The 24,700-nt window shown below is 60.2% G+C and carries 33 protein-coding genes and 1 pseudogene; 16 read left to right on the top strand and 18 right to left on the bottom strand.

Annotated features, from left to right (window positions below; all coding sequences use genetic code 11):
• Positions 1–90: 90 nt before the first annotated feature.
• The 12 genes from LT40_RS08705 to LT40_RS08655 form a co-directional block, all read right to left on the bottom strand.
• Complete coding sequence (locus LT40_RS08705) at positions 91–429, bottom strand: HNH endonuclease (RefSeq protein ID WP_043188930.1); 339 nt, start codon at positions 427–429, stop codon at positions 91–93.
• 53 nt (positions 430–482) lie between these two features.
• Positions 483–701 (bottom strand): hypothetical protein, encoded by a 219-nt coding sequence (locus LT40_RS21835; protein WP_237749319.1) that lies wholly within the window; start codon positions 699–701, stop codon positions 483–485.
• Positions 601–1,029, bottom strand: coding sequence for a hypothetical protein (locus tag LT40_RS08700; protein ID WP_043188926.1), 429 nt, complete (start codon positions 1,027–1,029; stop codon positions 601–603). The genes LT40_RS21835 and LT40_RS08700 overlap by 101 nt, the downstream gene beginning before the upstream one ends.
• Complete coding sequence (locus tag LT40_RS08695) at positions 1,026–1,355, bottom strand: phage holin, lambda family (RefSeq protein WP_043188925.1); 330 nt, start codon at positions 1,353–1,355, stop codon at positions 1,026–1,028. Before LT40_RS08695 ends, LT40_RS08700 begins: the two co-directional genes overlap by 4 nt.
• A 151-nt stretch (positions 1,356–1,506) precedes the next feature.
• Positions 1,507–2,070, bottom strand: a complete 564-nt coding sequence (locus LT40_RS08690; RefSeq protein ID WP_043188924.1) for a hypothetical protein — start codon at positions 2,068–2,070, stop codon at positions 1,507–1,509.
• 3 nt (positions 2,071–2,073) lie between these two features.
• Positions 2,074–2,394: a hypothetical protein gene (locus LT40_RS08685; protein WP_043188923.1), complete on the bottom strand. Its 321-nt coding sequence runs from the start codon at positions 2,392–2,394 to the stop codon at positions 2,074–2,076.
• Positions 2,391–3,686 carry a tyrosine-type recombinase/integrase gene (locus tag LT40_RS08680; protein WP_043188922.1) on the bottom strand — a complete coding sequence of 432 codons (1,296 nt, stop codon included), beginning with the start codon at positions 3,684–3,686 and terminating at the stop codon, positions 2,391–2,393. Before LT40_RS08680 ends, LT40_RS08685 begins: the two co-directional genes overlap by 4 nt.
• Positions 3,683–4,111 carry a VRR-NUC domain-containing protein gene (locus LT40_RS08675; RefSeq protein WP_043188919.1) on the bottom strand — a complete coding sequence of 143 codons (429 nt, stop codon included), beginning with the start codon at positions 4,109–4,111 and terminating at the stop codon, positions 3,683–3,685. The genes LT40_RS08680 and LT40_RS08675 overlap by 4 nt, the downstream gene beginning before the upstream one ends.
• Entirely contained in the window at positions 4,108–4,413 is a 306-nt protein-coding gene (locus LT40_RS08670) for a DUF1364 domain-containing protein (protein ID WP_043193502.1), read from the bottom strand. Before LT40_RS08670 ends, LT40_RS08675 begins: the two co-directional genes overlap by 4 nt.
• Positions 4,414–4,415: 2 nt before the next feature.
• A complete protein-coding gene (locus tag LT40_RS08665; protein ID WP_043188916.1) occupies positions 4,416–5,090 on the bottom strand; it encodes a replication protein P in 675 nt (224 codons plus the stop codon).
• Positions 5,087–5,863 (bottom strand): DnaT-like ssDNA-binding domain-containing protein, encoded by a 777-nt coding sequence (locus LT40_RS08660; protein WP_237749296.1) that lies wholly within the window; start codon positions 5,861–5,863, stop codon positions 5,087–5,089. The genes LT40_RS08665 and LT40_RS08660 overlap by 4 nt, the downstream gene beginning before the upstream one ends.
• On the bottom strand, positions 5,860–6,519 hold the full coding sequence (locus LT40_RS08655) for a phage antirepressor KilAC domain-containing protein (protein ID WP_043193501.1): 660 nt from the start codon (positions 6,517–6,519) through the stop codon (positions 5,860–5,862). The genes LT40_RS08660 and LT40_RS08655 overlap by 4 nt, the downstream gene beginning before the upstream one ends.
• Before the next feature lie 345 nt (positions 6,520–6,864).
• Between LT40_RS08655 and LT40_RS08645 the strand changes: the two genes are divergently transcribed.
• From LT40_RS08645 to LT40_RS08615, 8 genes and pseudogenes are all read left to right on the top strand, one after another.
• Positions 6,865–7,713 carry a LexA family protein gene (locus LT40_RS08645; RefSeq protein ID WP_084139760.1) on the top strand — a complete coding sequence of 283 codons (849 nt, stop codon included), beginning with the start codon at positions 6,865–6,867 and terminating at the stop codon, positions 7,711–7,713.
• Positions 7,714–7,885: 172 nt separating this feature from the next.
• The gene (locus LT40_RS08640) at positions 7,886–8,137 is read left to right on the top strand and encodes a DUF1654 domain-containing protein (protein WP_043188909.1); all 252 of its coding nucleotides are present in this window, start codon (positions 7,886–7,888) and stop codon (positions 8,135–8,137) included.
• Positions 8,138–8,706: 569 nt separating this feature from the next.
• Entirely contained in the window at positions 8,707–9,087 is a 381-nt protein-coding gene (locus LT40_RS08635; RefSeq protein ID WP_043188907.1) for a helix-turn-helix transcriptional regulator, read from the top strand.
• 267 nt (positions 9,088–9,354) lie between these two features.
• Positions 9,355–9,588 carry a hypothetical protein gene (locus tag LT40_RS08630; RefSeq protein WP_148308540.1) on the top strand — a complete coding sequence of 78 codons (234 nt, stop codon included), beginning with the start codon at positions 9,355–9,357 and terminating at the stop codon, positions 9,586–9,588.
• 69 nt (positions 9,589–9,657) lie between these two features.
• Entirely contained in the window at positions 9,658–9,861 is a 204-nt protein-coding gene (locus LT40_RS21575) for a hypothetical protein (protein ID WP_148308539.1), read from the top strand.
• A gap of 23 nt (positions 9,862–9,884) precedes the next feature.
• Positions 9,885–10,233, top strand: a pseudogene (locus tag LT40_RS08625) (hypothetical protein).
• Between the two features lie 29 nt (positions 10,234–10,262).
• Positions 10,263–11,078 (top strand): DUF2303 family protein, encoded by an 816-nt coding sequence (locus tag LT40_RS08620; protein WP_043188904.1) that lies wholly within the window; start codon positions 10,263–10,265, stop codon positions 11,076–11,078.
• 53 nt (positions 11,079–11,131) lie between these two features.
• The gene (locus LT40_RS08615; RefSeq protein ID WP_043188902.1) at positions 11,132–11,371 is read left to right on the top strand and encodes a LexA family protein; all 240 of its coding nucleotides are present in this window, start codon (positions 11,132–11,134) and stop codon (positions 11,369–11,371) included.
• A gap of 14 nt (positions 11,372–11,385) precedes the next feature.
• On the opposite strand, the gene LT40_RS08610 is transcribed toward LT40_RS08615, so the two are convergent.
• Together LT40_RS08610 and LT40_RS08605 are read right to left on the bottom strand one after the other, a co-directional pair.
• Positions 11,386–11,613 carry a hypothetical protein gene (locus LT40_RS08610; RefSeq protein WP_043188900.1) on the bottom strand — a complete coding sequence of 76 codons (228 nt, stop codon included), beginning with the start codon at positions 11,611–11,613 and terminating at the stop codon, positions 11,386–11,388.
• A 69-nt stretch (positions 11,614–11,682) separates the two neighbouring features.
• Positions 11,683–11,907, bottom strand: a complete 225-nt coding sequence (locus tag LT40_RS08605; RefSeq protein ID WP_148308538.1) for a hypothetical protein — start codon at positions 11,905–11,907, stop codon at positions 11,683–11,685.
• Positions 11,908–12,024: 117 nt separating this feature from the next.
• On the opposite strand from LT40_RS08605, the gene LT40_RS08600 reads away from it, so the two are divergent.
• Positions 12,025–12,576 (top strand): phiTE_072 family protein, encoded by a 552-nt coding sequence (locus LT40_RS08600; protein WP_043188893.1) that lies wholly within the window; start codon positions 12,025–12,027, stop codon positions 12,574–12,576.
• A gap of 81 nt (positions 12,577–12,657) precedes the next feature.
• Here the strand turns inward: LT40_RS08600 and LT40_RS08595 are convergent, their stop codons facing one another.
• The gene (locus tag LT40_RS08595; protein WP_043188890.1) at positions 12,658–12,876 is read right to left on the bottom strand and encodes a hypothetical protein; all 219 of its coding nucleotides are present in this window, start codon (positions 12,874–12,876) and stop codon (positions 12,658–12,660) included.
• A gap of 397 nt (positions 12,877–13,273) precedes the next feature.
• Here LT40_RS08595 and LT40_RS08590 point away from each other — a divergent pair, with 397 nt between their 5' ends.
• A complete protein-coding gene (locus LT40_RS08590; RefSeq protein ID WP_043188887.1) occupies positions 13,274–13,825 on the top strand; it encodes a phiTE_072 family protein in 552 nt (183 codons plus the stop codon).
• Between the two features lie 349 nt (positions 13,826–14,174).
• On the opposite strand, the gene LT40_RS08585 is transcribed toward LT40_RS08590, so the two are convergent.
• Positions 14,175–15,077, bottom strand: a complete 903-nt coding sequence (locus LT40_RS08585; RefSeq protein ID WP_043188883.1) for a hypothetical protein — start codon at positions 15,075–15,077, stop codon at positions 14,175–14,177.
• A 134-nt stretch (positions 15,078–15,211) separates the two neighbouring features.
• Here LT40_RS08585 and LT40_RS08580 point away from each other — a divergent pair, with 134 nt between their 5' ends.
• The 5 genes from LT40_RS08580 (at position 15,212) to LT40_RS08560 (ending at position 21,408) form a co-directional block, all read left to right on the top strand.
• The gene (locus LT40_RS08580) at positions 15,212–17,374 is read left to right on the top strand and encodes a DNA cytosine methyltransferase (RefSeq protein ID WP_043188881.1); all 2,163 of its coding nucleotides are present in this window, start codon (positions 15,212–15,214) and stop codon (positions 17,372–17,374) included.
• A 313-nt stretch (positions 17,375–17,687) separates the two neighbouring features.
• Positions 17,688–17,999 (top strand): hypothetical protein, encoded by a 312-nt coding sequence (locus LT40_RS08575; RefSeq protein ID WP_043188878.1) that lies wholly within the window; start codon positions 17,688–17,690, stop codon positions 17,997–17,999.
• Positions 17,996–18,349: a hypothetical protein gene (locus LT40_RS08570; protein WP_043188874.1), complete on the top strand. Its 354-nt coding sequence runs from the start codon at positions 17,996–17,998 to the stop codon at positions 18,347–18,349. The genes LT40_RS08575 and LT40_RS08570 overlap by 4 nt, the downstream gene beginning before the upstream one ends.
• Before the next feature lie 258 nt (positions 18,350–18,607).
• The gene (locus LT40_RS08565; protein ID WP_043188871.1) at positions 18,608–19,816 is read left to right on the top strand and encodes a tyrosine-type recombinase/integrase; all 1,209 of its coding nucleotides are present in this window, start codon (positions 18,608–18,610) and stop codon (positions 19,814–19,816) included.
• A gap of 5 nt (positions 19,817–19,821) precedes the next feature.
• Positions 19,822–21,408, top strand: a complete 1,587-nt coding sequence (locus LT40_RS08560; RefSeq protein ID WP_084139759.1) for an ABC-F family ATPase — start codon at positions 19,822–19,824, stop codon at positions 21,406–21,408.
• Between the two features lie 133 nt (positions 21,409–21,541).
• Here LT40_RS08560 and LT40_RS08555 read toward each other — a convergent pair whose 3' ends face one another.
• Positions 21,542–22,735 carry a sensor domain-containing phosphodiesterase gene (locus LT40_RS08555; protein ID WP_043188867.1) on the bottom strand — a complete coding sequence of 398 codons (1,194 nt, stop codon included), beginning with the start codon at positions 22,733–22,735 and terminating at the stop codon, positions 21,542–21,544.
• Between the two features lie 212 nt (positions 22,736–22,947).
• On the opposite strand from LT40_RS08555, the gene LT40_RS08550 reads away from it, so the two are divergent.
• Positions 22,948–23,895 (top strand): AEC family transporter, encoded by a 948-nt coding sequence (locus LT40_RS08550; protein WP_043188865.1) that lies wholly within the window; start codon positions 22,948–22,950, stop codon positions 23,893–23,895.
• On the opposite strand, the gene LT40_RS08545 is transcribed toward LT40_RS08550, so the two are convergent.
• Positions 23,892–24,659 carry an SDR family NAD(P)-dependent oxidoreductase gene (locus LT40_RS08545; RefSeq protein WP_043188862.1) on the bottom strand — a complete coding sequence of 256 codons (768 nt, stop codon included), beginning with the start codon at positions 24,657–24,659 and terminating at the stop codon, positions 23,892–23,894. The two genes, LT40_RS08550 and LT40_RS08545, sit on opposite strands and share 4 nt — an antisense overlap.
• Positions 24,660–24,700 lie beyond the last annotated feature (41 nt).

Here is a 24,700-nt window from a genome sequence, read left to right as displayed (position 1 = left end):
GCCCTAAGCTTTTGCCCCCCCTACCCCCTTGAGGCACGTCAATGACGTGCCTAGGTCCGGATTTCGTAGTTTTACGCGCAGGCTGACTCCCTAGCCTCCACGGCTGGCAGCTTCCTCCGCCTGTTTGACCGAATCGTGGCAGGGCTTACAAAGGCTTTGCCAATTGGTCTGATCCCAGAAGAGGACCATGTCACCCCTGTGAGCCACGATGTGGTCGACGATGCTTGCCGCCGTCACGCGTCCAATCTGCTGGCAGTGAACGCACAGTGGGTTGCTATTGAGGTAGCGCTCTCGAGCTTTCTGCCACTTGTAGTTGTAGCCTCGCTGCGAGCTGGTCATACCGCTTCGCCAGCTACCGGTCGTGACCACTTGGACCCTGGAGGTGCTGCACTCTTTGAGACGCGGGCCGAGCGTCTTTAGTCTAGCCATCAGTGCACCTCGATACGCGCCACAAAATGGCCGCCGTGAACTTGTGGCGAGGCCTACTTGCTCTGGCTCCGCTTGATCTGCGCATCTACTTGATCAGCGCAGGTATCAAGCAGGTTGATGGCCCGATCCTTCAGTGCCCAAAGGTCGCCATTCAGCGCCAGGTTGTCATCGCTATCGCTGACCCGTTCGCACGGCACCATTACCGGTGCTTCCAGCGTTACCGCTGACGTCTTTCCCGGCGCTGGCTGCGGGCTTGCCGCGCAGGCCGTCAGGCAAAGGCTGATCAGCCCACTTGCGAACAGCCGGGCTCTTACGCTTGAGGTCTTCAAAGTCCTTCCTCGCTTGGCGGGCCTTGTCTTCGCTGGCCTTGAGGCGCTGCTGCAGATCGGCCAGGTAGTTGGCGTTACGCTTGGCCTCGGCCTGGAGCGTGGTGATGGTCTTCAGGCTTTCGGTGTTGGCTTCAGTTGCATCCTTGGCAGCCCGTGTCTGCACCGTCACCTGCCCCTCCAGGGCGATCACGCGGTACTGCTGAATGGCAATGAGCAGTGCAGCCACCAAAGCGATGATCAGTGCAGCGGCAATGTTTTTGAGCAGGCTCATAGGCTGTCCGCCTTGCGTCCTAGGAACTTCACGATCATTTCGCGGATGACGGTCACACCGACAAAGCCGATCGCACCACCAGCGGCAACGGATAAGCTCGAAGGCCACTCCATCCACTCGATGACGCTGCTCGCGGACAGGCTTAGCCCGCCACAAATCAGTGACTCCAGCAGGATGCGCCGCTTGCTGGTCTCTTTGGCCTCGTACAACACACGAAGCCCAGAAATTACCGTTGCCATGATCGCTCCTTGCCAGAGAGGGTTGGCTAGGTACAGGCGAAGGTGCAGCCATACCTGAGCCCAGAGGTCGGGGTCTTTCTCTGGCATGATTGAAATCCGAATGCCTCCCCAAACTGGGGAGCTAGAAACGAAAAAACCCGGCGCAATGGCCGGGTTTCGGATGTTTTATTGTCGTTGCGTATCAGCGCACGCAAGATCGACATGATGGGGATAATTTACGGCCAATCGGCCATCCCGGTCAAGCGGCGTCCAGAAAGATTTGCTCGGCGTCGAATATCTCAGTCGCGTGGATTACGGCGGCTTCCTCCAGCTGCTCAAGGCGCTTGTGAATTCCAGCGCGCCAGTTGCGGCGGGTGCGCTCTGGCGATGCATCGGGATCCCACGTGTTCATGTCGTAGAACTCGACCGGCAGGACGATCATGTCGGTGGAGCGCTTGCCAGACTGCTCACCCTTGAGCTTAGGGATAGCCCAGGCGGTGAGCGCTTTGAAGACGAACAGTTGCGGCGCCGGGCTTGTCATGCGGCTCACCAGGCGGCCAATGGCGGCGACCTTGTTGGCCTTGTGCGTCGAGTACTTGGCGACCAGCACATCCCAGTGGGCCGAGGCCAGTTCGCGGTGCAGCAGTGCGTACAGGCAGCAGTCGTAGTCGAACTTGTCGCGAACCGAGATAGTGCTGCCGGTACCGCCCTGGCGCAGATCGGCATCGATCAACTTCTGCCAGGACTGCTTGGTGCTGTTGTCGATGTTGTCGGCGGCCAGCACGCGCACCAGGGTGCCCATCACGTCTTTATAAATAGCCATCGCTCAATCCCCTGTGTAGTTCGTGCCGCCGGCGCCGCGGCGGTTGTTCTGTTTGTACTGGGCGGCCGGGCCATTCATCAGCGCCGGCCGCTTCAACTGTTCGATCTGCTGTTCGGCAGCCTGTAAACGGAGGCTGAGCTGCGTCACCAGCACATCGTGCGGCAGTGCCTCGCCGGTCTCAGCCGAAACCCAGCCGGACGCGCTGCACTGGTCGCATGGCAGCTCATGGAAAACGCCCTGCGTCACAGCGCGACCACGGCAGGCCGAGCACCTGGCGAGCTCAATGCGAGCAGCACGGAAAGCAGGCCCATGGCTCTTTTTCATGCTTTTGAAACCTCGCCTATGGTTGATTCTTGAACTGGCTCGCAGCCCTTGTGCGGCGCGGCTTCCAGACCGATGCTGGACTCTTTGTTTTCGACGCCCTCCAACCCATGAATCACGCTGAATCCCTTGGCGTCTAAATGGCTGTGCCACTTCTCCAAGGCTTCGCGCTTGCGCTCTTCAACTGTGGTGTGGATGTAGGCCTGCACGTTGTGACCCATGGCGTGGTTGATCAGCATCTCGCCGATCAGGAAGTCGATACCCAGGTCCGCCCAGCCGGTGCGTGCCAACTTGCGCAGGTCATGACTGGTCCACTCGCCCTGCCCCAGCTGTGTGAATACCAGGCTGGCCTGACCCTCGCTCATGCCTTTGCCATGACGGGCCGGAAACAGGTATTGCCCGGTGTAGCCGATATCGGTCTGGCGATGACGGTAGCGGGCCAGCAGCGCACACACCTGATCGGTCAGGGGGAGCGAATGCTCGACTCGGGTCTTGGTGTGGACGGCCGGGATATGCCACGTACGGTCGGCCAAGCTGATATGCGACCAGAGCGCCATGCGGGTCTCGCCGACGCGCGTACCGTGGCACAGCATCATCAAGGCCAACATGCCGTGCGCAGGCCGCCGCTCGAAGGCATCCGCCAGTTGCTCCAGCAGATCCTGGACCTGCACACCGCGCAGCCGCGCCGCCTTGGCCTTGATCTTCGTCTTGGAGAAATCGCTGAACTTGATCCCGGCCATCGGGTTGGTGGGGATCATGTCGAGCACGAATGCCTGCCGACAGGCCAGCACCAGCAACGCGAATATCAGCCGAACGAACTCCAGCGAAAGCTTCTCCTGCAGCGGCCACATCAGCTTGGTGTCGAGCGTAGCGCGATCAATCTCAGCGAAGGCCAGGCCGCCCACGCGCGGGATCAGATGGCACGCAATGGCAGACTTGGCCGTGGCCTTGCGCTTGGCGGACAGATGCCGGTCTCGACTCATCCGGTCGCTGTACCAGGCCAACAGCTCGCCCAAGGTGGCCCACGGGCATACCGCAGCGGTAGCGTTGGCATCCGCGCCTAGCCGCTGCCGAGTCTCGGGCAGCGCCGCCAGTACAGCCTTGGCCGACAGATCAGGGTAGGAGCCGATCCGCATCCACTTCTTCCGTACGACCAAGCTCCAGGTGCCACGCGGGCGGGCCTCGGTAAACCGAAAGTACAGGCCAGGGTGACGCGGGTCGCGCATGAGAACAGCAGAGGGGTCATCTGCGCGGCGGCGCAGCTCGGCATCGGAGAATGCAACCACAAGGGTCATACCGCAGCTCTCGTCGGTGCCAGACGGAGGTAGGCCCGCAGCTGCTCCATCGCATCGAAGTGCCCTCGGCAGACGATCGCCAGGTAACCCTGCAGGTTGAGGCGATCGATGTAGGCATGCTGGCTTGCAGAGACTGGTGCGGGATCGACCGTGGCCTTGAATTCGATGTACAGGCCGAAAAACCCGCCGCGTGCTATCGGCAGGACCAGGTCTGGCACCCCGGCCTTCACGCCCTGCCCTTTCAGCTTGGCGGCGACGGCCTTGTGCCGGTGCCCTCCGTTCGGGACGTGGTACATGAGTGCGAACGCATCGGGATAACGCAGCTCGATCTCACGCATCAGCGCTGTCTGCTCCTGGCCCTCGCGGTCGGCGGGCCTGGCCCGTACCGTTTTGGGTTTGAACAACTTCAGCTCCGCGGCCTTCACGATGCCACCTTCCCTTCACGGATCAGAATGTCTTGCGTACGCATGACGCCCTCGGCGTGGAGCAGGCGTGATTCTTCCCGGTCGTCACGGCGGCGACTTGAGCCGCGCCCGTCGACGTAGTCGTGGCAGGCCGAGCACGCCCAGGCGCCTTGGAAGTCGTTCGGCTTGCAGCCCATGCCGCTTGTGCCGGCCAGGCGGTAGTGCGCCAGCACGGTGGTTTCAGGGTTGCCGTTGCACACGCCAGGCACACGCACCTGGCAGTCACGGCCGCAGGCGGCCTTGGTCAATTTGGTCTGGCGGATGTTCATGGGCGTGCTCCCGATACTTTCGAGCGAAGGTTTGCCAGGGCAGCATGGGCCACCTCTGGGTTGCGCGGCGCGGCCGGTGCGGCGAGTTCTGCCACCGGGACAGCACCCAGCTGCTCGCCCTTCCAGATCTTCCGGCACTGCTCCAGGTAGTGCTTCTCGAACGAGGCCATGCCCAGTTCGCGGGTAAGCAGCGGCAGGCTGTGGAAGCCGGCGGCGGCCGTGGCGTGGTAGACGGCCGGGTGCATCCACTTGGCATCGGCACGCATGGCCGGATGGCAGTTGCGCAGGCCCTGGGCATAGGCCTTCTCGACACTGGGCAGGCCCAGACCTTCAGGCGCAAAACACCAGCTCACGAACTCACCGGGGGTCGGTACGAATGCCCGCTTGCTCGCGCTCACAACGCGCATGCCGTGGTCGATCTGCTCCATGCGGTTGATGCCCGCGCGCATGAACTCAGCCAGCCACTCCAGCTTCGAGGCGTTCATGACAGCTTCGGTCGGCCAGGACTGGCGCCAGGCGCCACACGCGCCGCGCAGGCGGAGGAACAGGTCGTCGATCACTGCCCGGGTGGCCGGGTCAACCGCCACAGCGCCGGGCTCGACAGGTGCTTGATACGTTGGGTCGGTACGGCGGGTAGCGATCAGGTCGCGTACGCTGGTTGCGGTCTTCACAGCCGAACCCCCTTGGCTGCCCAGTTGGCCGATCCTTCGCCGGCGTCGGCAGCGCTTGTGCTCTCGGAGGCTTGGCGCTTGGTCCACTTGGCCAAGCGGTGGCACCAGCCAGCGTCGGTGTCGCGGATGTCCGGCTTGGCAATGTGGAAGCCCATGAATGACCCGAAGGTCTCGTCGGTGAGGACCGTGGTGATCCCCATGATCTTGAGCTGGGCAGCCAGGGAGGCGTGGTTGACGGCCCAGTCAGCGTGCATCGAGAAGCGCTGGCGACCTTCGGCAGATCCATCCAACTCTGCAGCGGCGGCCAGGTCCTGCTCAGCCACCACATCCGAAATCTCGTGCGGCTGCTGCTGTTCGGTTAATTGATGGTTAAGTGATGTATTGGGTGCAATGGCTGCACCCCGTTCTGTCGTAGGTTGCACCCCGTTCTGTTGCTGGCTGCACCCCGTTCCCTCTTCACGGGGTGCATCTGCTGCACCCCGCTTGAGCATCAAGTCGTACACCACCGGGCGGCGGTCATGGCGGTCGATGTACACGGCGGCCAAGGCCTGGTTGCCACGAACGATGAGGCCTTGGACCTCGAGCAGATCGAGCTTCGAACGCACGGTGCGCTCGGACAGGCCAGTGTCTTCGGTCAGGGTCTTGGCCGATGGGAAAGCGCCACGGCCGTCGGCGGCGGCATAGTTGGCCAGGCACAGCAGCACATGGCGCGCGCTCGAGTCCTTCCCGAGGTCGCGACGGGACAGTGCCCAGGACATTGCTTGAACGCTCACAGCGAGGCTCCAATATTCTTCTCGGCCAAGCACGCGAGGCCTTTCGGAGTGATGAGGGGTTGGTAGGCAGCACGGTCGGCACCGGTCTCAGCGTCAGGCTTGAGCTGGGTGACCTTGTGCACCATGAAGCCGGCGGTGATGCGCGGCTGATAGGCGATCCAGCGAGTGGAGCTGCCGCGATGGAAGATCCAGCGGTTCGCCTGAAGCCAGCTGAACAGCTTCGAAGGGGTGATCTGCAGCTGCTTTGCGGCATCGGAGATGCATATGGCGCCGGCGGCAGCAGCCAGGCGCTTGATCGCGGCCACCTTCGGAGCTTGCAACTGGATCACGCCGAGCAGGCGTTCGTTCTCTTCGACCTTGTCGGCGGCCAAACGCAAGGCCTCGACGTAGGTCGCAGGAATCGCCTGAGCCTGAGTCTGGAGCTCGCGCCAGCGGCGGATCACCTTCATACGCAGTTCGGCGCTGTAACCGGTCAGCAGGCAGTCGGTATGCTCGCGGTCGAGTAGGTACTCGGTCTGATTGCGGTTTTGTGCGTCCAAGTAGATGCGCTCAAAACTGAGCGCATCTTTTTTCAGCTCGACGAGCATAGTGGTGATGTCGCGCTTGACGTTCTTGTGAAGCTTCCCGGTGAGATCGGCGATCTCGCGCGATGACATGACATGACGCGTCATCGTTTGGTGATTCTGAGCCGATGACGAATCATCGAGGGTATTGCGGGGGGTGATCTGGGTGTGCATAATCAACCTCAGTTCCGATGTCGTTTAAGAAGCCGCCCTGCCAGGCGGTTTTTTTTCGTCTGCATTTTTTATACTGGTTAAATCAACAGCCCTGCGGGGTAACTACTGGCCAAGCGCCAACACGCGGATAATTCACTCACCGGCTGGATAAATGCCCGGCTACGCCGCCATCTCAGCCCATGGAAATGAGGGGCAGAGATCCTCTTTCTTGAAAGATCCTTCACTCAGAGCCTCGGCCCGCTTGGCGACAATAGGAGACATGCCATGCTTACCCCGGACCCAGCCCGAAACGGTGCTCTGATCGACCTTCAGCTTCTCAGCGGTTGCCTCCTGCGTACCGAAGAAGGCAACCAGGTCCTTAAAAATCGTGTTCATGTCGCCCCTACTTATGTGAATACCCATATCGTAGAGCATAGGTATACCTCTTTGCAACGATATGGGAGCACCAGTAATAATCGAGCGATGGAATATAAAGACCGAATCAAAGCCGCGCGGCGCCACGCGAAGCTCACTCAGGCGCAATTGGCCAAGCTGGTGGGCATAGACCAGGCGTCGATCTCCGACTTGGAGCGAGGGCGCTCAGCCCGATCTTCGTACAACGCATCAATTGCGAAGGCCTGTGGCGTATCGGCTATCTGGATAGAAAGCGGTGCGGGACAGATGATCGGGGAAACCGAGCAGAGCAATGTTCGGGACATAGTGCAACCCAACATGATGTTCCGGTATCCGGTCATCTCCTGGGTTGCCGCTGGCGCGTGGTCTGAGGCGGTAGAGCCCTTCCCACCTGGTTTCTCCGATCGGTATGAAATGTCGGAGTACGACTCCAAAGGCCCAGCCTTCTGGCTCGAGGTGAAAGGCGACTCGATGACTTCCATTAACGGACAGAGCGTTCCAGAAGGGACGTTCATCCTGGTGGACACCGAAGCCGACGTGCATTCGGGCAAGCTTGTAATCGCCAAGCTGGCCGATAGCAATGAAGCCACGTTCAAGAAGCTGGTCGAGGACGGTGGGCGCCGCTTCCTGAAACCGCTGAACCCGGCCTACCCTATTGAGCCGTGCGCGGACGACTGCAAGATCGTTGGCGTGGTGGTGAGAGCGCTCATGAAGCTTTGAACCAGCATAGGCTGATGCCGGAACAGGTATCGGTTCCAGCCTCTACTAGAAATACCAGACCCGCGGCAGGCGGGTTTTTTTGTGCCTGTCAGATTGATCCTCCACTGCGCTTGCCATTTCCCCTACTCCTGAATACTGTATGTACATACAGCAGTAGATAAGGAGGTTCACTTTGCTTCACCAGCCAGATTTCACCCAGACCAAGCCGCGCACCTACGAGCAGATCGGCCACCGCGTGCAGCGCATCATCAATGATCCGAAGGTTCAGAAGCGCCAATTCGTTGTGGTGTCCAGGTTACCTAACGAGCCGCCTGCAGATTGGCGGCGGCTCCTGAACGAGATATCGGAGACTGCCGGGATAAAGGTTGATGAGGTAGACGGAAAGGAAGTTCGAATAGGCTGGCGAGAGTATTGCGAAGTCTGAGATGAGCCCGCCTTGAGCGGGCTTTTTTTCAGCCAAAAAATAGGTAACCCATAAAATTATGTGCGTACCCATAGACAGCAATTATGTGTTCGCCTATATTTACATCCATCGAGACGCCAGCGCGGCTCGGGACACGACTGGTGAAGCCGCCAGTTAGCACGGGGCCAGCGAATTGGCCTCCCAGCCCCGCGAGGGATCGACTGGACCAAGTTCTTTAGGAGAAACGGACCCACATTCAAACGATTCAAATTAGCGCCCCGAGCTTCGGCATTGAGGGGCGCCGGACCTCATGCACCCTGCCCCACTTATCCGGGCAAACGAGCTGCAGCATGCATGTTGTATAGGCCCGCGATCCAAGGCGAACAGATGTTGATTAACGCCCTGGGGAGGAAGCTCACCGCCCAAACCATCGACGACTCTCGGCCTGCAATCAACAGCGGGCACGGAGCGGCGCCAGTGCCGAGGACTGGATGACAGCCGGGAAAAGACCGGCACCTGATTTCACTGGCTGGCCTTGGCGACAGGGCCAGACGGGAAATCGAACGAGTTACCAAGTCTGAGGAATCATCATGGAAACCATCATCAGCGGCGAATGGAAAGGCCACCTCGGACGAGGCCTGGCGCCCAAAGAACTGCAGTACTGCATGTCCGTCGCGGCGGGCATGACGGCCAAGGAAATCGCCAAGGTGTTCGGCATCTCGCCGGGCACCGTGAAGAAGCGGCTGGACGTGGCCATGTTCAAGTTAGGTGTGCACCGCCGGGCCGCGCTGGTGGCCGAGGCCATGAAGCGTCAGATCATTTCACCGGTGTGCATCCTGCTCGCCGCGCTCATCACCATGCACGCGGTGGCTGATGACCACTCAATGCGCCGAGACCGCCGCGCGCCGGAGCGTCGTACCGCCGAGGTGCGTGTGATGCGCAAGGCCGAAGCCTTCGAATACTGCGCTTGATGGGTGCCGCTGCCTATACACAGCGGCGTACGGATGGAGGGTTGAGCCATGAAGCCATAAACAAGCGCCCGCCCAGGGCAGCACGCAACGCTCTCGTAGGGTGGTACCACTTGAGCGCAAAGCCCGGCATGTCCGGGCTTTTCTTTGCCCGTCGATATGAGCCAGCACCCTGCCCCAGGGTCCTGACCAATGCCTTCAGACAAGGAGAAAGACATGCACGCAGCCATGCATCAGCGCGTAACCGTCCTTGAGGCGTGTCGCGCTCGAATGAACACCACCACCGTCGACCTGTACAACCGCATCGGGAGACGCTCACCAGTGCAGCAGTTGCGCTATCAGATCGTGGGCAAGGGCCCAGGCGCCTATCAAGTCACCGAGCGTTCGACCGGCCAGGTAGTTGGCGAGCGGGACACTTGGAAGGAAGCGAGCAAATTCGCTGAGGAGATGGAATTGAAAGCTGACGCCAGGGCGCTGATCGAAGGCTCAGGGTTCGAATCTTGAAGCGCCTCACCAAAAGAGTAAGTCAGCGACGACGTCTGGCTTGGCTGGACATACCTGCGAGCGGACTGCATGCAAAAGATCACTCGAAACCACACGAATCATCGCTGCGGTGCCAGCCACCAGCGGGCAAAGCTCACCACTGAACAAGTATCCGCCATGCGCGCCGAGTACGAAGCGGGCGTTGGTGGTTACGAATATCTGGCGGCCAAGTACGGCTGCGGTGTTTCCAATGCTAGGGACATCGTGAAGTACCGCACTCGCTGGGCTAGCTGAACATCATCGCCTGGAGACACGTAGTGCCTACACCCACAGATACCGCCGAATTCCTTGAAGAGTTGAATGGCGGCGCTTTCGCCAGCCAGATCGGCCATGCCCTGTCCGAAGTCGCCTCGGGCGTCGTCGATCACGGCAAGGCCGGGAAGTTGGTCATCACCCTGGACTTCAGCCAGATCGGCGAATCCCACCAGGTGAAGATCAAGCACAAGCTCGACTACAAGGTGCCCACCAAGCGCGGCACGCGCAGTGAGAACACCAGCTTGGACACCCCCGATGTACGTCGGCTCCGGCGGCCGCATCAGCCTCTTCCAAGAGAAGCACGACCAGTTGTTCAGTCGTGATGAAGCCCCTATCAAACCCCGCACCTGATCTCGAACCCCACCACCAGGAATAGAAGAATGTCCCTGACCAAAGATGCAATCCAGCAGATTACCGAGACCGCACTGTCGGCCGCCGGCAAGATGCTGCCCACCAACACGCCAGTCGCGCTGATACCAGACGCCGTGAGCGTAGCCGACCTTGAGCGCTACATGGCCGGGCGTAGCCGCTTCCGCGGCACCTTCTCTACTCACTCGCTGGCTGACTTCGTTGGCCATGTGATCAAGCGCAACATGCCCGGCGCCAAGGGCTTCATCGACCAGGACGAGATGTCCTGCTCTCTTTTCTTCAACATCGGAGACGAGATCAGCCCGGGCCACGCTGATGACCGTGCCTTGCTCAAGCTGAAGCCATCTGCGGGGTACAAGGCCGCTCAGTTGGTCAACGGCAAAGCGATGACCCAGAAGGATATGAGCGACTGGATCGAGGACTGGCACCAGTACCTGACCCCGGTCGACGAGAACGAAACTGCCATCGCGATCGCCAAGGCTATCGCCGCGGTGCGCACCATCACGGTGAAGGCCACCAGCGAATCGGAAACAACGGTCGGGGATACCAGCGCCAGCCGCAGCGCCATGGACCAGATCGAGGCGCGCAGCAAGGAAACCTTGCCGGTGGCACTGCTGTTCAATGTCATCCCGTTCGAGGGCCTGACTGAGCAGCAGATCAAATTCCGCCTTTCGGTCATCACCAGCGGCCAACAGCCGGTGCTGAAGTTGCGCTGGATCGGTGAAGATGTCCAGCGCGAAGACATTGCCCAGGAATTCAAAGCGGTCCTCGAGGACAAGATTGGCGAAGCGGCGACCCTCGCCTTGGGTTCATTCGACCCACGTTAACGGGACGGAGGCCTGGAGACGGGCCCGCCATCCTGCAGGCTACGGAGGTACCAATGCCCGCAAGTAAAAAGCCCAGCAAACCCCAGCTCGAAACGCTGGAGCACATCCGCCAGTACATCGCAAAGCACGGGTACTCGCCTACCCTGGCTGACCTCGCCGAACTCGCCGGGGTCCGCCAGAACTGCATCGCCGAGCGCCTTGGCGCCCTGGTCAAGCTCAACCTGATCACGAAGACCCCAAGCATTCCGCGCAGTATACGTCCGGTGGAGCATGCTGATGATTCTGCAGGATGATAGAGATGAAATATTCAATCCTTCAAGGTGACATGACCCTGCCCATCGCGGGCAATTTCCAACAATAGGTGATGCAAGATTTCGCCTGCATCTGTGAGGGTAAGATGCGAACCTCCACGTTTGGCGCACTTAGCAAGGTCAATGAGCTGACTCGGCATTCGGCCTTTCGCAGAAAGCTCTAGAGCAGCTCCGGCAGAAAGTATTTCCTCTAACTGGTGTTGCATCAGTTTCCCAATAGCCATATCCGACTCCATTTTAGTCCGGCCCTGTGCCGGCCAATACCTATAGACCACCCCAGCCTTATTTGCCACTCACCGAGATATCGGAGGGCCGAGCACGGCGTGAGGTGAAGAGTCGAGAATTTCGCCGGCTGCTTTCAGCACTGCCTCGATGGCAGCCTCATTGGACTCCCAAGGCCCATAGATAACCTTGGTCTTCATGCCAACAACCACATTGATGATGCGCAGCAGATGCGATTCACCAGATCCACTCGTCCAGTGAGCGAAGGCTCTGACTGTGTGCCCTTTGTAGCTCATGGGCTTTGCCTCATTCGTCCTTGTGTCCATGTCTGTGCCATCCAGACCAAAACACTCATTTTAACCAGTCTTGCCTCCCGCCGGATACGGAGGGTGGCGCCTGCAATGGAGATTGCCATGAAGGTTGAAACCTCGACTGCGACCAAGCTTTACATCACAGGTGTCGCGAACCTGGACCCCATCACGGTCTTCCTCAAAGACCTCGAGCCCAAGCGCGGCAAGATCACCGTCAGCTGCTGGGGAAAAAGCTGGACGGCTTTCTGGGGTGGAATGTGGGACGGCATGACCGTAGGCCAGTTCTTCCGCGAGCTCAGTGCGAGCTACATCATCGGCTATTTCGATTCACAGATGCGCTCCAGGCAGTTCAGTGGCGAAGTACTTGCCGACAAAGCGCGGCGCCAGGTCCTGAAGGAGCGCAGAACATTCTGCTATGGCCGGGACGAAGCGCGCGAGCTTTACGACGAGGCCGGATATCTGCGGGATTCGCCGTCCATCGACCACCTGCACGGCGCACATAGCGAGCTGATGCACAGGCTGTTCGGTGATGAGTGGTGGCACTTAGCGGCGGACAACGACGCCACGGAGCCCAACCCCGACTACGACTACCTCGAACGCATCATTGCCGCGGTGCAGCAGGCCCTGGCCAAGCCGGACACCGCAGCCGCCTAACCCTTCTCCTACCTTCACCTATCACGCCGAACGCCTCGGCAGGCGGGCGGCTGACCGGTGAGTCCACTAATTCCTTACGGATCAGCTAGCCAGCGTGATCGCTTCTACGATGCGATCGACAGCATCCTGTGATCCAGCTACCAGCTCAGGTCCTACCCAACTGTACGCAGCGCCGGACTTGATACCACGCTTCGCGAAATCAGCACTCAGAACTAAATCGCCTCCTGACATGTGCAATTCAGTGAGCAGAGCAACGGTCGCCTGCTCAATAGCTGTGACGTTTTCGACGGGACTAAACATTGACATTTCCTTTGTCCGGCCGAATGCCGGGGCCCACCTATACGCTAACGCACCTCCATTGAATACCCATTGAATGAGCACAGGCCGCACACATTAGGATCGAATGACCGGCTCCATGATGACTGTGAAGCTGCCTGAGAGATGCTTCCTGAGCAATGCGGGCATGTCGTAACTGAAAACTATGACCCAAAACCCATCGACTCGTCGTGATGAAGACTGACGGTAGAGGGCCACTTCTTCCTCTGAAATTCCGATACGTGCAGAAACCTCCACATTGGTCGGCATGCTTTTCATTGGCGTAACGCTCGCCGACGGGATGCCGGACCACACTCTTACTTCTTGAAACATTAAATAGCTACCTCCGAGCGACGGAGGGGCGCCTGCAATGGAGATTGCCATGAAGGTCGAGACCTCGAGCGTTACCAAGCTGTACATCACAGGCGCCGCGAACCTGGACCCCATCACGGTCTTCCTCGAAGACCTCGAGCCCAAGCGCGGCAAAATCACCGTCAGCTGCTGGGGAAAAAGCTGGACGGCGTTCTGGGGTGGAATGTGGGACGGCATGACCGTAGGCCAGTTCTTCCGCGAGCTCAGTGCGAGCTACATCATCGGCTATTTCGATTCACAGATGCGCTCCAGGCAGTTCAGTGGCGAAGCACTTGCCGACAAAGCGCGGCGCCAGGTTCTGAAGGAGCGCAGAACATTCTGCTATGGCCGGGACGAAGCGCGCGAGCTTTACGACGAGGCCGGAGATCTGCGGGATTCGCCGTCCATCGACCACCTGCATGGCGCGCATAGCGAGCTGATGCACAGACTGTTCGGTGATGAGTGGTGGCACTTAGCGGCGGACAACGACGCCACTGAGCCCAACCCCGACTACGACGACCTCGAACGCATCATTGCCGCGGTGCAGCAGGCCTTGGCCGAGCCGGACACCGTAGCCGCGTAGCCCCCCACCCCACCTTCACCTATCACGCTGAACGCCTCGACAGGCGGGCCGCTTTCGATAGCTGCTGGCTATCTCAACAATCTTCGCAGCCGTAGATTTAAGCACGTAGCAAAGAAAAACCTCTTTGTGTGCTGCATCCCGTTTGACGGCCTCACCGAACAACTGGTTACACTGCGCATCTCGGTCATCACCAGGGGCTGGCCACGAGTACTTAAATTGCGCTGGATTGATGAGGATGTCCAGAGCTAGGCTATTGACGAAAAATTCAAGACGGTACTAAACAGTAAGTTCGGTGGCCCGCAGGGTTGGCAATTGGGTGCTCGATAATTTTCCAACATGGGAACGAAGGTCACCGAGGCTTATGCTCCGTCCTCGAGGTTATCTGCGGAACGTTGTCCGATGGGCTGACTACGGTCTGCACTTGGACGCTGGAACCTGCGAACCTTTCCCTGAAGATCGCGGCCATGGTTCTCCCCGTTCGCTTGCTTTCTTCGAAAGCTGCGATTATTTCTTCACCTCTTATTGGGTTATCCGGCGCCATGACCATGGTTTGAATATTAAAAACGGAGTCACTTTCATCATCTGTTGGATTCGTGTAGTTAATAATATCTGCTGGATCAGCATGCATGGCATCCTGCATACCAAACCCATGGGCTCCATAGTCGGAATGCACGCCTGGCTCCTGAGATAAACGCATTTGGACCAAATCGAAGTCGCTAAAAGGCAGATGATAGTCGTTAAAGTTTATGAACTGTCTACCATCAATTCTCATCTGGAAATGATAATGCGGGAAGTTCGAATGAGCTCCGCCATGACCAGCAAAATCGTTAGGGGAACAGTCGAATGACCACTCGATATTCTTCCATTTGATAGTTGAGCTCAAAACTTTGCCTGCAGGTGCCTCTTCAGTCAAATCATTTATGTTTACAGCTATCCTTTCAGCGTTGGCGCACCATCTAAGGTACGCACATATATTGTGGTAACCGAACTTGGCCGTAACTAATTTTATATCTTTCGTCCTAAACTTTCCTCGACGTAGTAACCAGTGCACACATGGATCATCCCTGCTAACAGTCTTGAAATCCTTACCGCAGAGGTAACAAGTTTCTTGCTTGTAGCCATCAATAAAATCTTGGTACTGCTCCCGGTGTTCTTTATCGTTAATTAGATTCCATTCATCCAACTCCTCCTGAGTCATATCGTCAAAAGCGGCCTTGGCATGTCTGACTGCCTTTTCAATATCCTTGACCATGACCAACACACCTCTTATTTCTGATTGTGAACCATGTATAGGCTAAAGCGGCAGCAACTGCCAGTCCGGGTCCAAATCAGAGGGAACCCATTTCAATCACATTTGTAAATACACGCCACCGGCGAGGACTTCTCATGTCAGCTAACCAGAAGAAACACCTGCTCGACTTCAAAACCCAGTACGGCCTTGGCTTCGATCCGCAAGACGATGAGATCGTGGTGGACTTCTTCTGCGGTGGCGGCGGCGCCGGTACCGGGCTGGAAATGGGCCTGGGTCGCGCGGTGACTGTGGCCAAGAACCACAACCCGGCAGCGATCAGCATGCATACCGCCAACCACCCGGCGGCCCGACACTACACCACCGACGTGTTCGAAGGTGACCCCGACCAAGAATGCGGCGGGCGCGCCGTGGGCTGGTTCCACATGAGCCCTGACTGCACGCATCACAGCCAGGCCGCCGGCGGCCAGCCGCGCAAGCGTGAGATCCGCAATCTGTCGTGGATCGGCCTGAAATGGGCCGGCAAGAAGCGGCCTCGGGTCATCAGCCTAGAGAACGTGAAGCAGATCCTGCAGTGGGGCCCGCTGATCGCCAAGCGCGATAAGGTCACCGGACGGGTGATGAAGCTGGGCGGCCAGGTCGCCGCGCCGGGCGAAGTGGTTCCTGTGCACCAGCAATTCCTGGTGCCTGACCCAAAGCGCCGCGGCACCACTTGGCGCCGGTTCGTGGCGCTACTGGAAGGCATGGGCTATGCGGTCGAGTGGCGGGTGATCAAAGCCTGCGACTTCGGCGCGCCCACCAGCCGCGAGCGGCTGTTCATGATCGCCCGGTGCGATGGCCAGCCCATTGTGTGGCCAGAGCCAACGCACGCTCGCAAGCCCGCCAAGGGCCAACAGAAGTGGCGCACAGCCGCCGACTGCATCGACTGGTCGGTGCCGAGCAAAAGCATCTTCGGCCGCAAGAAGGACCTGGCCCCGGCCACGCTTCGCCGGGTTGCCAAGGGCATGAAGAAGTTCGTGATCGACAGCGCCGACCCTTTCATCGTGCCGATCGCGAACTGGTCCAGAGAACTGGCCCAGTCTGCTCATGAACCGCTGCGTACGGTGACGTCGTGGCCACGTGGCGGATCATTCGCCATGGCCAGCCCGATCATCGCGCCAGCCACCCACCAGGGTAGCGACCGGGTCAACGATCCATGCCTGCCGCTGCCGACCGTGACATGCGCCAACCGCGGAGAGCTTACCTTGATCAGCCCTACGCTGGTTCAGACCGGTTACGGAGAGCGTGAGGGACAACAGCCGCGGGTCCCTGGGCTCGATACCCCGCTGGGGACCGTCGTTGCAGGCGGCGTGAAGCATGCGTTGTCGAGCGCCGTGCTCGTTGGCGCAGGCGGGCCGGAATATGCCGGGAAGCCGGTGGGCGCTGATCAGCCAGTTGGGACTCTGATGACGCAGAGTCACCGCGCGCTCGCTGCAGCGCACCTGGTGAAGTTCCGATTCGATGATGCAGGCAAAGCGCTTGACGAGCCTCTACCGACCATCACCAGCGGCGGCAACTACCAGCGCCCGCCCGGCGCCGCGCATGCCATGGGGGTGTGCACGGCAGTCATGGCCCAGATGAACGGCGGATTCAACACCACCGACGCCAAACCCATGGACGAGCCTATGACCACCGTCACCAATACCGGAAGCCAGCAGCAGTTGGTCACTGCCAACCTAGTGCACCTGCGAGGCAACTGTGATGCGCGGGACACTGCAGACCCGTTGCACACGATCAGCGCCGGCGGCACCCACCACGGCGTGGTCACCGCCTTCATGGAGCGCCAGTTCGGCGCCAGCGTCGGCCAGGCTATCGACGAACCCGCACCGACAATCACGGCCTGTGGTGGGGGCAAGAGCTCACTGGTGGAGCTGAAGCTGTCGCCCGAGCATGAAGAAGGCGCGCTGCGCGTTGCGGCGTTCCTGATCAGCTACTACGGCACGGAGAACGTCAGCGGCTGCAGCAGCCCGGCGCCGACGATCACGACCAAGGATCGGCTGGCACTGGTAACTGTCATGGTCAAAGGCACCCCCTATGTGATCTTCGACATCTGCCTGCGCATGCTGCAGCCCCATGAGCTGTACCGCGCCCAGGGCTTCCCCGCTAACTACATCATCGACAAAGGCGCAGACGGCCGGAAGTTCACGAAGACCGAGCAGGTGCACATGTGTGGCAACAGCGTGAGCCCTCCGCCGATGGCGGCGCTGGCCCGCGCGAATGATCCCTGGCGCGCCGCGGCGCGTGAGGCGGTGGCAGCGTGACCGCCCTGCGCCGCACCACCACACCCCGCGCCAGGCCCATGCCCTGCCTCGAGCTCAACGGGGTATGCGACGAATCCGGCCAATACCGCGCCCACGGAAACCACCGCTCCTGCTCCAAGAAGCGTCAGCAGCGGTATGCACAAGCGAGGAAACAATGAGCCTGCTCGCCGCTCAATGCGTCATCGTGTGGCTCTGCCTACAACTTCCCCTCGGCATGATCATCGGCCGCTACATCGCAAGCGCCGACGTCATCGCCAAGTAACCCCTTCCCCTTCAATTCACAGTCAGCCGCTGTAGCGGTGAGGACGAAGTCATGCCTGAAGAAACTGTTTTGATCCAGCCGGTGGCAGTGGCGCGCGACAGAGACGGATGGTGGTACCACCCAGACATTCCAGATTTCGGCGGCGGTGAGGACCCTGCGCCCTACTTTGCCTGGACGAAAGAGCAAGGCCTCGAGCTCAAAGGGTGGCACTCAGGCGACGAGCTCGAAGATCTTCCCGACGAAGATGCTGCGTGCACTGCGTGGAATCCTGAATCCCCAGGGCCTGAGTGGTTCCTGATGGGAATCTTCGATACGGATGACGGCCCCTATGTGCAGTGGGCTCGCCGTGTGGTGACGCCATGAAAACTCTCGGCGAAATTGTTGAAGCGTCACGCTCAGGCGAGCGGCCCGACTATGACGACCTGCGCCTGGCAGTCTGCGCCATGGACATCCTGATGACCTTCGATCGCCAAGCAATCTGGAAGCTTGCCGAGGCTGAATCCGAAGGCAAGAAACCGGTCATGGTCTGGAGCAGCCTTTGGCAGCGCGATGAGAACTTCAACCGCGTGAAGCGGGCGATGGCGAAGGATCCTTGCAGCTATCTCGGCCCTACCTACGACCCAGACAGCACTGAGGTCCAGGACCGACGCCGAAAGTCGATTGCGCTGATGGATAGGGCGCTGTCGAGAGATAAGACCGAACGCCCGAGCTAACGCCTTCTGCCGCCAACAGTGGGCGCCGACTGCCCGAGTGCGGGCCGAAATTCAATTGGAGAGGTACCAAAACATGAGCGCAGAGCGCGAGGTGGCCGTTGTCCACGAAATGGACAAGGTATCGGAAGAGAAAATGGCGGACCTGCTGGGCACCACCGTATATGCGTTGCGGGCCAGGCGTGCACGCCGCCAGATCCCCATGGGAGTTTGGATCAAGCAAGGTAGCCGAATCATCTACAGCATCAGGAGATACGAAGAATGGCTGGAAAGTCAGTGGGTATGCCCCGAGGGGTGGAAGTCTTCCGGAACGCTCTCCGTGTCCGCTTTACCTACAACGGGGTCCGGCGCTGTGAAACGCTCCCCTATCCCCAGACACAAAAAGGCATCGCAGCTGCATCCAAGCTTCGCGATCAGGTAGTCAGCCTCATCAAACATGGGCTGCTTGATGACGACAAATACGCCGAGCTGTTCCCCGGCTCGGCAACCGTCTCCGGAAGCGCGCTCAGCTTCGGCCAATATGCCCAGCTTTGGTTGGATAGCCGGGAGATCACTGCGGGCACTAGGAACAATTACAAAGGGGCACTGAACCTATACTGGGTCCCGCGCTTGGCACTGGTTCGGATCGATCTGATCACCCCTACCTTGATCCGTACGATCATCACTTCTACGGCCTGGGCTTCGCCTGGGGTGAAGCGCAACGCCCTTACCAAGCTTTCCACAGTGCTGAAGTCGGCCGTCTCCGACGGGCTGCTTGCGAAGAATCCCGCCGACTCAATCGAACTGCCAAAGCGCAACCGTAAAGAGATAGACCCATTCACGTTAGACGAGGCGAACCGGATCATTGCTCAGCTCTACGCCCACAAGCACTGGCCTGGAACAATCTACGCAGCCTTCTACGAGTTCGTCTTTTTCACGGGACTGCGGCTCTCTGAAGCACTTGCGTTGCGCTGGGACGCGATCGATTTCAATAAAAAGATCGCTCACGTCTGTCGGACAGTCGCCCTAGGAGAGATCGAAGAGCGGACGAAAACCGGCGGCGATCGGTTCGTATTGCTGAACGATCGCGCGCTTCACGCCTTGGAGTTCGCGCGAGATTATGCAGAACGTCGGAAAAGTGGAGTTGGTAAGGTGCTTGAGACACCCTACGTTTTCCCTCCCTCGAAGAACGGAGAGTACGTAAAACAGACATCGGACATCCACAAGCAGTGGCGTCCAGCCCTGCTGGCGCTGGGAACTCGCTACCGGCCGCCATACAACTGCCGCCACACCTATGCGACAATATGCTTAATGTCCGGTTTGAATCCCGCCTTTATCGCTCAGCAGCTTGGCCACAGTGTGCAGATGCTGCTATCAACGTATGCGCGATGGATCAACTCAAGCTCAGATTGGAGCGAGATGGAAAAGCTCCAAAATGGTATCAAATCGGTATCGCCCAAAACCGTCGCTCCCCAAGTTATTGATAGGTAAGCTCTTTGATCTCCACAGCTAACATCACCATGCAGTTTGGCGCCAAGCCGCTGTTCGAGAACGTTTCCGTGAAATTCGGCAACGGCAACCGCTACGGCCTGATCGGCGCCAATGGATGTGGCAAGTCGACGTTCATGAAGATCCTGGGCGGCGACCTGGAGCCTTCGGGTGGGCAGGTCATGCTCGAACCGAACGTGCGCCTGGGCAAGCTGCGTCAGGATCAGTTCGCCTACGAGCATTTCAGCGTGATCGACACGGTCATCATGGGCCACGAGGAGCTGTGGAAGGTCAAGGCCGAGCGCGACCGCATCTATTCGCTGCCGGAAATGAGCGAGGAAGACGGCATGGCCGTCGCCGAGCTGGAGACCGAGTTCGCCGAAATGGACGGCTACACTGCCGAGTCCCGTGCCGGCGAGCTGCTGCTGGGTCTGGGCATTCCACTGGAGCAGCATTTCGGCCCGATGACCGAAGTTGCGCCGGGCTGGAAGCTGCGGGTGCTGCTGGCGCAGGCGTTGTTCTCCGATCCGGAAGTGCTGTTGCTCGACGAACCGACCAACCACCTGGACATCAACACCATTCGCTGGCTGGAAAACATTCTCACGGCGCGTAACAGCACCATGATCATCATTTCCCACGACCGGCACTTCCTCAACAGCGTCTGCACCCACATGGCCGACCTGGATTACGGCGAGTTGCGCCTGTTCCCAGGCAACTATGACGAGTACATGACTGCTGCGACCCAGTCGCGCGAGCAGTTGCTGTCGGACAACGCCAAGAAGAAAGCCCAAATCGCCGAGCTGCAGACGTTCGTTTCGCGCTTTTCGGCCAACGCTTCCAAGGCCAAGCAGGCGACGTCGCGGGCCAAGCAGATCGACAAGATCCAGCTGGCCGAGGTCAAGCCTTCGAGCCGCGTCAGCCCGTTCATTCGTTTCGAGCAGAACAAGAAGCTGCACCGCCAGGCGGTCACCGTCGAGCGCATGTCCAAGGGCTTCGACGGCAAGCCGTTGTTCGAAAACTTCAGTTTCGTGGTCGAGGCTGGCGAGCGTGTGGCGATCATCGGCCCGAACGGGATCGGCAAGACCACCCTGTTGCGTACCCTGGTCGGCGAGCTGACCCCGGACGCCGGTGCGGTGAAGTGGACCGAGAGCGCCGAGCTGGGCTACTACGCCCAGGACCACGCGCACGATTTCGAAGACGATATGAACCTGTTCGACTGGATGGGCCAGTGGACCCAGGGCGAGCAGATGGTGCGAGGCACTCTGGGCCGCATGCTGTTCTCCAACGACGAAATTCTGAAGTCGGTGAAGGTGATTTCCGGTGGTGAGCAGGGGCGCATGCTGTTCGGCAAGCTGACTTTGCAGAAGCCCAACGTGCTGATCATGGACGAGCCGACCAACCACTTGGACATGGAGTCGATCGAGGCGCTGAACCTGGCGCTGGAGAACTACCCCGGCACGCTGGTGTTCGTCAGCCACGACCGCGAGTTCGTGTCTTCCCTGGCCACCCGCATCATCGAGTTGAGCGCCAGTGGCGTGATCGATTTCAGCGGCACGTACGACGATTACCTGCGCAGCCAGGGCGTGGTTTTCTAAACCGCTTCATGCCCCGCCGCGTTTCTCATGGGCCACCGCGTATACCGCCGACGCGGCTTGCGCCGCTGCTACAGGGGTCGTGGTTGACGCGGTTCTTGTAGCAGCGGCGCGAGCCGCGTCCGGGGCGCCGCGGCTACAGGGGTTCGGGGCGGCCCAGGAGAAAGCCTTGGGCGTTGGCGGCGCCCAGGCGTTTGAGTTGTGCCAGCTCCGCTTCCGTTTCCACGCCTTCGGCGACGATCACGCTACCCGTTTCGCGGGCGAACGCGATCAATGCCGAGGCCATCGCGCGTCGTTGGAAATCCTGATCGATGCCGCGGGTCAGGCTCATGTCGAGCTTGATGATGTCCGGACGCAGCTGAAGGATATGACGCATGCTGGCATAGCCGGCACCGGCGTCGTCGATCGCTACCCTCACCCCTCGCACGCGCAGCGGCTGCAACGCCACTTGCAACGATACGTAGTCCTGCACCACCGCATGTTCGGTCAGTTCCAGCACCAGGCGCTCGGCTGGGTAATCCTGCAAGACACCCAGCAGTTCGCCGCTGAGCACCAGCTCGGGCGAGCAGTTGATGCTCAGGTAGGTGTCCGGCGCCAGCCGTGCCAGACCGGCCAGGGCCATGCCAATGGCCAAGCACTCAAGCTGCTTGCCCAGACCGACTTCAGCGGCCTCCTTGAACCACACGTCCGGCGGACGCACCGGTTTGCCACTGAAACGCGACAGGCACTCCCAACCCGCTATACGCATGTTGCTCAAATCATAAATCGGCTGGTAGACCACGCGCGGTTGCTGTTCCTGCATCACCTCGAGCACGCGCAACGCCTTGTCGTCGTGATCACGGACCATTTCCAGGTCGGACTCCAGACGCTCGGCGATCAGCTCGGCAAAGACCCTCATCATCTTCAGGTCGCGTTCGGTCAAACCCGGATCGGGTGCGTGGCTGAAGCAGCAAAAGGTGCCGTACAGGCGGCCATCGCTCAAGTGAATGGGCACGCTCATGTGCGCGCCGATCGGCAGGCCCGGGGTCTGGGGCACGGCCATGGCGGCCGGCAGTTGGCCGGTGTCACGGATCAGCCCCGGCAGTTCACCGCTGACCACGCCGCGACAGTAGCCGGCGCTCATCTCGAGCACATCGCCTGGGCTCAGGGGCACCGAGCTGGCGGAGTCGACATGGGTGAACACGCGGTCGATCCGGCGGAAGTGGGAAACAAACGCTACATCCATGCCCAAGTGTATGCGCATGGCGCGCAACACACGATCCACGCAGCCCGCCTCGGTGGCAGACAGCGGCTTCAGCGCAACCAGGTCCATCAGGTTATTGGCTGTCATGACACACTATCGCCTCCTAATGTGATAGTGCCATCAGTGTAGATGGACTTCCCCCCTACCCTTCAAGAAAAAAACGACGAGTTGCTCGACGGCATGCTCGAGTTGATAAGTACGGCACCCTGCGATGCGCCCAATGGGTCGCAGCCTGCCGTGCCGGCAGCGGTGGCGCTGCTACACTGGGGCTTCCAACAGTCCAAAGGACACAGCAGCCGATGCTCGCAATCTTCAACGTCGCCTTTCCAGTGTTCGGGTTGATTCTGGTGGGTTTCGTCTGCCGTCGGCGCAACGTCCTGGGGCCCAATGCCTCGATCGAGCTCAACCGTTTCGTGATCTACCTGGGGCTGCCTGCCCTGCTGTTCGAAGCCATGGCGCGGCTGGGCACCCTGCAAGGGCTGGACATGGGCTACGTGCTGGCTTTCGGTCTGGGCATGGGCATCGTCTTCCTGCTGACCCTGTGGCTGCGCTTGCGCGCCCGCGCGCATTTTCTCGACGCGACCATCGATGCGCTGGGCGCAGGCTATCCCAACTCGGGATTTCTCGGCATTCCGCTGTGCCTGCTGACCTTCGGCGACCCTGGCATCGCCCCGGCCGTGATCGGTGCGGTGATGACGGCCTGCGTGTTGTTCGCCGTGGCCATCATCATGATCGAGACCTTCCAGCAAACCGAGAAACGCCTGGGGCGTACCTTGCTCAAGGTCGGCACCTCGCTGCTGCGCAATCCGATCATGGTCGCGCCAGTGCTGGGTTCGCTGGTGGCCTACAGCGGGCTGATACTGCCGGTAGGCGTGCGCCAGCTATTCCAGTTCCTCGGCGCAGCGGCCGGGCCTTGCGCGCTGGTGTCGATCGGGCTGTTCCTGGCAGCGGAAAAATCCCACAAGGCCGACAGCAGGACCTTGGTCATGCTGGTGGCGATGAAGTTGCTGGTGCAACCGGCACTGACGGCCTGGCTGGCGTTCTGGGTGTTCGACATACCAGCCATGTGGGCCTGGGCGGCGCTGCTGGTCAGTGCCCTGCCCATCGGCAACGGGCCTTTCATGCTGGCGGCGCTGTATGGCCGCGAGGCCGACACCATGTCGCGGGCGATCCTGGTATCGACCTTGCTGTCGCTGGTCACGGTGTCGCTCATCCTGGCGTTCATACCGGCAGCGGTGCAACGTTAGTCGCGCATGTAGCCGCCGTCGACGTCCATGATCTCGCCGGTGATGAAGCTGGCCGCGCCACTGGCCAGGAAGCATACCGCTGCGGCGATGTCCCGTGGCGAGCCGGCACGGCCCAAGGGTATGTCGGCGAGCACCCGGGCGCGCGCCTCGGGCGCCAGAGCTCGGGTCATCTCGGTGTCGGTCAAGGCCGGGGTGATGGCATTGGCGGTGATGTTGAACGGCCCGGCTTCGCGGGCCAGGCCCTTGGTCAAGGCGATCACGCCGCCTTTGGCCGCGGCATAGCAGCTGTTGCCCAACAGGCCGCCGCCACGTTTGCCCGCCACCGAGGCGATGTTGATGATGCGGCCGGCACGGCGCGCCATCATGCCCGGCAGCACTGCCTTGGCGCAGAAGAACACGCTGGTGAGGTCGATGGCCATGACCCGGTTCCACTCGGCGGCGCTGACGTCGAGCAACGGCCCGGTCGAGACGATCCCGGCGTTGTTGACCAGGATGTCGACGCCACCCAGCGCCTCTTCGACGGTGTCGACCATGGCCAGCACCTGGCTTTCGTCCGCCACGTCCACGGCCACGCCGATAGCCTCGATACCCAGTTCGCGCAGTTGCCCGGCGGCAATGCTGGCGGCCATACCGTCGAGGTCGGCGATCGCCACCCGCGCACCGCATTGACCCAACGCCTGGGCGATGGCGAAACCGATGCCGCGGGCGGCACCGGTCACCACCGCCACCTGACCGGTGATGGCAAGACTGATAGGGGCATTCATTATTGTTGTTCCCTTGGTTGAAAAGCAGACAGCAGCGATGC

The sequence above is a fragment of the Pseudomonas rhizosphaerae genome, from assembly GCF_000761155.1.
GTDB classification, from domain to species: Bacteria; Pseudomonadota; Gammaproteobacteria; order Pseudomonadales; family Pseudomonadaceae; genus Aquipseudomonas; species Aquipseudomonas rhizosphaerae.
This window is presented reverse-complemented; position numbering and strand designations above follow the sequence as displayed.